Genomic DNA, 6,487 nt, shown 5'->3' with positions numbered 1-6,487 from the left:
CCCCCCCCCCCCCCCCCCCCCCCCCCCCCCCCCCCCCCCCCCCCCCCCCCCCCCCCCCCCCCCCCCCCCCCCCCCCCCCCCCCCCCCCCCCCGGGACATGCCCAGCTCGCACGGAATCCCCACACCACGTCATGGCCGCCCGCACCCTGACCGGGCGCGAGGCGGCCCGAGAGGGAGTACGCGAAGGTGGCAGCACTCAAAAAGGGACGGAACGCGAGCGCCACAAGCAAGCCGTGGCGCTCGCTCGCTCTGATCCTGATCGCCATGGTGGCGCTCACCGGGGGGATGTTCGCCTCAGGGCACAGCACTCCGCGTCTCGGCATCGACCTGGCCGGTGGCACGAGCATCACGCTGGCAGCGGTCCCCGAGGCCGGCCAGGAGTCCGCGATCAACAAGACCAACATGGACACCGCGGTCTCCATCATGGAGCGGCGCGTCAACGGTCTGGGCGTCTCCGAGGCCGAGGTCCAGACGCAGGGCACCCGCAACATCATCGTCAACATTCCCAAGGGCACGAACTCCAAGCAGGCCCGGGAACAGGTCGGCACCACCGCCAAGCTCTACTTCCGTCCGGTCGTCGCCACCGAAGTCGCCGGCGGCGCAGCCGCTCCGACGCCCAGCGCGACCGGCGACGGCTCGGAGCAGGACTCCGGCAAGGACAAGGCGACCGACAAGGCCACGGAGAAGGCGACCGACGGCTCGTCCCCGTCCGCCTCCGGCAGCCCGTCGGCGAGCGCCACCACCCAGGGCCGCGCGGTCACCGACGCCCTGAAGGCCGACGAGACCCCCTCCGGCTCCCCGAGCGGCAAGGCCGACGACCAGGCCGGCGCCTCCCCGCCCGCCACCGGCGGCGCTTCCGGCGACGCCGACGCCAAGCTCCAGGCCCAGTACGCGGCGCTCGACTGCACCAAGGAGAGCGTCCGCGCCAAGGCCGGTGACGGCTCCAAGGCCACCGACTCGATCGTCGCGTGCGGCCAGAACTCCCAGGGCCAGTGGCAGAAGTACGTCCTCGGCCCCGCCGCGGTCGACGGTACGGACGTCGACGAGGCCGACGCCGTCCTGAACACCCAGACCGGTGCCGGCTGGATCGTCACCATGAAGTTCACGGACAAGGGCGCCAAGAAGTTCGCCGACGTCACCGGCCAGCTCGCCCAGAAGCAGTCCCCCCAGAACCAGTTCGCCATCGTCCTGGACAACGAGGTCGTCTCCGACCCGTACGTCAGCCAGGCCCTGACCGGCGGAAATGCCGAGATCTCCGGCAACTTCAACCAGCAGTCGTCGCAGGAACTGGCCAACATGCTGTCCTACGGCGCGCTTCCCCTGACCTTCCGCGAGGACAGCGTCACCACCGTCACCGCCGCCCTCGGCGGTGAGCAGCTCAAGGCCGGTCTGATCGCGGGTGCCATCGGACTCGCCCTGGTCGTCCTCTACCTGCTGGTCTACTACCGAGGCCTGTCCTTCATCGCCATCGCCTCCCTGCTGGTCTCCGCGGCCCTCACCTACGTGATCATGTCGTTGCTCGGCCCGACCATCGGCTTCGCGCTGAACCTGCCGGCCGTGTGCGGTGCCATCGTCGCGATCGGCATCACGGCGGACTCGTTCATCGTGTTCTTCGAACGGGTCCGGGACGAGATCCGCGAGGGCCGTACGCTGCGCCCCGCCGTGGAGCGGGCCTGGCCGCGCGCCCGGCGCACCATCCTGGTCTCCGACTTCGTGTCGTTCCTCGCCGCCGCCGTGCTCTTCATCGTCACCGTCGGCAAGGTCCAGGGCTTCGCGTTCACGCTCGGCCTGACCACCGTGCTCGACGTCGTGGTGGTATTCCTCTTCACCAAGCCCCTGCTCACGCTGATGGCCCGCCGGAAGTTCTTCGCGAGCGGCCACAAGTGGTCCGGGCTCGACCCGAAGGCGCTGGGTGCCAAGCCGCCCCTGCGCCGCACCCGTCGTCACTCCGCCCCCGCCCAGACGAAGGAGGCGTGAGAGATGTCGAGACTCGGCACCCTCGGGGCCCGGCTGCACCACGGCGAAGTCGGCTACGACTTCATCAAGAACCGCAAGATCTGGTACGGCGTCTCCATCCTCATCACCATCCTGGCCATCGCGGGCCTGGCGGTGCGCGGCCTGCACATGGGCATCGAGTTCCAGGGCGGAGCGGTCTTCACCACCCCGAAGAACATGAGCGTCTCGGTCGCCACGGCCGAGGGGTACGCGGAGGAAGCCTCCGGCCACGACGCCATCGTCCAGCAGCTCGGCGACGGCAGCATGCGCATCCAGGTCGCCGGTATCGACACGGGTACCTCGGACAGGATCAAGGACACCCTCGCCGACGACCTCGAGGTCGACGCCGAGCAGATCAACGCCGAGCTGGTCGGCCCCAGCTGGGGTGAACAGATCGCCAACAAGGCCTGGCAGGGCCTGGGCATCTTCATGGTCCTCGTCGTGATCTATCTGGCGATCGCCTTCGAGTGGCGTATGGCGGTCGCCGCGTTCGTCGCGCTGATCCACGACATCACCATCACCGTCGGCATCTACGCCCTCGTCGGCTTCGAGGTCACCCCGGGCACGGTGATCGGTCTGCTCACCATCCTCGGCTACTCGCTGTACGACACGGTCGTCGTCTTCGACAGCCTCAAGGAACAGACGAGAGACATCACCAAACAGACCCGCTGGACCTACAGCGAGATCGCCAACCGGTCCATCAACAGCACCCTGGTCCGCTCCGTCAACACCACGGTGGTCGCGCTGCTGCCGGTGGCGGGCCTGCTGTTCATCGGCGGTGGTGTCCTCGGCGCCGGCATGCTCAACGACATCTCGCTGTCGCTGTTCGTCGGCCTCGCCGCCGGTGCGTACTCCTCGATCTTCATCGCCACCCCGCTCGTCGCCGACCTCAAGGAGCTCGAGCCCGGGATGAAGTCCCTGAAGAAGCGGGTCATGGCCAAGCGCGCCCAGGGCGCGGACGCGGACGACCCGCAGATGACCCCGGTCACCGGAGGGGATCACGGCGACGCGTCCGGGGACGCCGCGCCTGCCGTCGTGGGGCCCCGGGTCAGGACCACCTCCCGCGCCCGCCGGGGCGGTTCGTCGGGGAAGCGCCGATGACCGGGCTCACCGACATCTCGACTCTGCTGCTCAGCCGGATCCGGGACGTGGCGGACTACCCGGAGCCGGGCGTGATGTTCAAGGACATCACCCCGCTCCTGGCGGATCCGGCGGCGTTCTCCGCGCTCAGCGACGCCCTCGCCGACATCGCCCGGAGCACCGGCGCCACGAAGATCGTCGGTCTGGAGGCCCGGGGCTTCATCCTCGGAGCCCCGGCCGCGGTCCGCGCGGGCCTCGGCTTCATCCCCGTACGCAAGGCGGGCAAGCTCCCCGGAGCCACCCTCTGCCAGGCGTACGAGCTGGAGTACGGCTCCGCGGAGATCGAGGTGCACGCGGAGGATCTGAGCGCAGACGACCGGATCCTGGTGGTCGACGACGTCCTCGCCACCGGCGGCACCGCCGAGGCATCGGTCCAGCTCATCCGCAGGGCGGGCGCGGAGGTCGCGGGCCTCGCCGTGCTGATGGAGCTGGGCTTCCTCGGCGGCCGTGCCCGGCTGGAATCCGTCCTGGCGGGAGCCCCGCTGGAGGCGCTGCTCACGGTCTGACCGGACGGGGAACGGGGCGGCCAGGCCCCTGCACCACCACGCAGGCGGACCCGGAGGAATCCGGTGTCCGCCTCGTGCGTTTGCCGGGTAGACGGTCCTCACACCGCTCCGAGGGGCAGCCGTGGGCAGGGGATCGCTACCATGGGGTCTCCGGAGCCTGACCGGGGGACCCGGGATCGCGCACGAGGAGCCCTCTTGCCAGACGAGGCCCAGCACCTGACCGCAGCCAAGCCCGAGTCCGCCTCGGCGGCCGCGGCGAAGCCCGCGCCGAGCGCGCCCCACGCGAAGAACGACACGCGTGGGCCGGTCCAGCACGCCCAGTCCTCGCCCGTCGACAAGCCCGAGCAGTCGCGTCCCAAGCCCGCCCCGCCCGAGCGCTCGGCCGCCGTGGCCCGTCCCAACACCGGCCAGCCCGCCCGCTCCGGCTCCTCCAACCGCGTCCGTGCCCGCCTCGCCCGGCTGGGTGTCCAGCGCGCCAACCCGTACAACCCGGTGCTGGAGCCGCTGCTGCGCATCGTCCGCGGCAACGACCCCAAGATCGAGAACGCCACGCTGCGCCAGATCGAGCGCGCCTACCAGGTCGCCGAGCGCTGGCACCGCGGCCAGAAGCGCAAGAGCGGCGACCCGTACATCACGCACCCGCTCGCCGTCACCACCATCCTCGCCGAGCTGGGCATGGACCCGGCCACGCTCATGGCCGGCCTGCTGCACGACACCGTCGAGGACACCGAGTACGGCCTGGAGGACCTGCGCCGCGACTTCGGTGACGTCGTCACCCTGCTCGTCGACGGCGTCACCAAGCTGGACAAGGTCAAGTTCGGCGAGGCCGCCCAGGCCGAGACCGTGCGCAAGATGGTCGTCGCCATGGCCAAGGACCCGCGCGTCCTGGTCATCAAGCTCGCCGACCGCCTGCACAACATGCGCACCATGCGCTACCTCAAGCGCGAGAAGCAGGAGAAGAAGGCGCGCGAGACCCTGGAGATCTACGCGCCGCTCGCCCATCGCCTGGGCATGAACACCATCAAGTGGGAGCTGGAGGACCTCGCCTTCGCGATCCTCTACCCCAAGATGTACGACGAGATCGTGCGCCTGGTCGCCGAGCGCGCCCCCAAGCGCGACGAGTACCTCGCCATCGTCACCGACGAGGTGCAGCAGGACCTCAGGGCGGCCCGTATCAAGGCCACCGTCACCGGCCGCCCCAAGCACTACTACAGCGTCTACCAGAAGATGATCGTCCGCGGCCGCGACTTCGCCGAGATCTATGATCTGGTGGGCATCCGCGTCCTCGTGGACACCGTCCGCGACTGCTATGCGGCCCTCGGCACGGTGCACGCGCGATGGAACCCGGTCCCCGGCCGGTTCAAGGACTACATCGCGATGCCCAAGTTCAACATGTACCAGTCGCTGCACACGACGGTCATCGGCCCCGGCGGCAAGCCCGTCGAACTGCAGATCCGCACCTTCGACATGCACCGCCGCGCGGAGTACGGCATCGCCGCGCACTGGAAGTACAAGCAGGAGGCCGTCGCCGGCGCCTCCAAGGTCCGTACCGACGTGCCCAAGGCGGCCGGCAAGGCCGGCAGGGATTCGGCCGCCATCAACGACATGGCGTGGCTGCGGCAGCTCCTGGACTGGCAGAAGGAGACCGAGGACCCGGGCGAGTTCCTGGAGTCCCTGCGCTTCGACCTGTCCCGCAACGAGGTCTTCGTCTTCACGCCCAAGGGCGACGTCATAGCGCTCCCCGCGGGTGCCACCCCCGTGGACTTCGCGTACGCGGTCCACACCGAGGTCGGCCACCGCACCATAGGGGCGCGGGTCAACGGCCGCCTCGTGCCGCTGGAATCCACCCTTGACAACGGCGACCTGGTGGAGGTCTTCACCTCCAAGGCGGCCGGCGCGGGCCCCTCCCGCGACTGGCTCGGCTTCGTGAAGTCGCCCCGCGCCCGCAACAAGATCCGCGCATGGTTCTCCAAGGAGCGCCGCGACGAGGCCATCGAGCACGGCAAGGACTCCATCGTCCGCGCCATGCGCAAGCAGAACCTGCCGATCCAGCGCATCCTCACCGGTGACTCACTGGTCACCCTGGCGCACGAGATGCGCTACTCGGACATCTCCGCGCTGTACGCGGCGATCGGCGAGGGTCATGTCTCCGCACAGAACATCGTGCAGAAGCTGGTCCAGGCCCTCGGTGGCGAGGAGGCGGCCACCGAGGAGATCGACGAGTCGGTTCCGCCGGCCCGTAGCCGCAAGCGCCGCTCCAGCGCCGACCCCGGCGTCGTCGTCAAGGGCGTGGCTGACGTCTGGGTCAAGCTGGCCCGCTGCTGCACACCGGTGCCCGGCGACCCGATCATCGGCTTCGTGACCCGCGGCAGCGGTGTCTCGGTGCACCGCAGCGACTGCGTCAACGTCGACTCGCTGTCCCGCGAGCCCGAGCGGATCCTCGAGGTCGAGTGGGCGCCCACCCAGTCCTCGGTCTTCCTGGTCGCCATCCAGGTCGAGGCCCTCGACCGGTCCCGGCTGCTGTCGGACGTCACCCGCGTACTGTCCGACCAGCACGTCAACATCCTCTCCGCGGCCGTCCAGACGTCCCGCGACCGGGTCGCCACCTCCCGCTTCACCTTCGAGATGGGCGATCCCAAGCACCTGGGCCACGTCCTGAAGGCCGTACGCGGCGTGGAGGGCGTCTACGACGTCTACCGCGTGACATCGGCCCGCAACCGCACGTAGGCACGCGGAAGGGGGGGGGGGGGGGGGGGGGGGGGGGGGTGTTCGTTGGGGGGGGTGGCGCTGGGCGATGCGGCACTCCCCGACGCCTCCCTCCTTCTTCCTCCCGGGGTCTTGTGGCT

4 protein-coding genes are annotated in these 6,487 nt (G+C 70.1%); all 4 read left to right on the top strand.

From position 1 onward, the window contains the following. Positions 1-186 precede the first annotated feature (186 nt). Complete coding sequence (secD, locus tag ACZ5C2_RS32745; RefSeq protein ID WP_468799474.1) at positions 187-1,977, top strand: protein translocase subunit SecD; 1,791 nt, start codon at positions 187-189, stop codon at positions 1,975-1,977. A 3-nt stretch (positions 1,978-1,980) separates the two neighbouring features. After that, entirely contained in the window at positions 1,981-3,096 is a 1,116-nt protein-coding gene (gene secF, locus ACZ5C2_RS32740) for a protein translocase subunit SecF (RefSeq protein ID WP_468799473.1), read from the top strand. After that, on the top strand, positions 3,093-3,641 hold the full coding sequence (locus tag ACZ5C2_RS32735) for an adenine phosphoribosyltransferase (protein ID WP_468799472.1): 549 nt from the start codon (positions 3,093-3,095) through the stop codon (positions 3,639-3,641). The genes secF and ACZ5C2_RS32735 overlap by 4 nt, the downstream gene beginning before the upstream one ends. A 195-nt stretch (positions 3,642-3,836) precedes the next feature. Next, positions 3,837-6,368 (top strand): GTP pyrophosphokinase, encoded by a 2,532-nt coding sequence (relA, locus tag ACZ5C2_RS32730; RefSeq protein ID WP_468799470.1) that lies wholly within the window; start codon positions 3,837-3,839, stop codon positions 6,366-6,368. Positions 6,369-6,487 lie beyond the last annotated feature (119 nt).

The organism is Streptomyces sp. NPDC031365, assembly GCF_055569765.1.
This window is presented reverse-complemented; position numbering and strand designations above follow the sequence as displayed.

Coding starts and splice junctions, on each gene's coding strand:
- ACZ5C2_RS32735 (WP_468799472.1), top strand. CDS start 3,093: ATGACCGGGCTCACCGACATCTCGACTCTGCTGCTCAGCCGGATCCGG.
- secF (WP_468799473.1), top strand. CDS start 1,981: ATGTCGAGACTCGGCACCCTCGGGGCCCGGCTGCACCACGGCGAAGTC.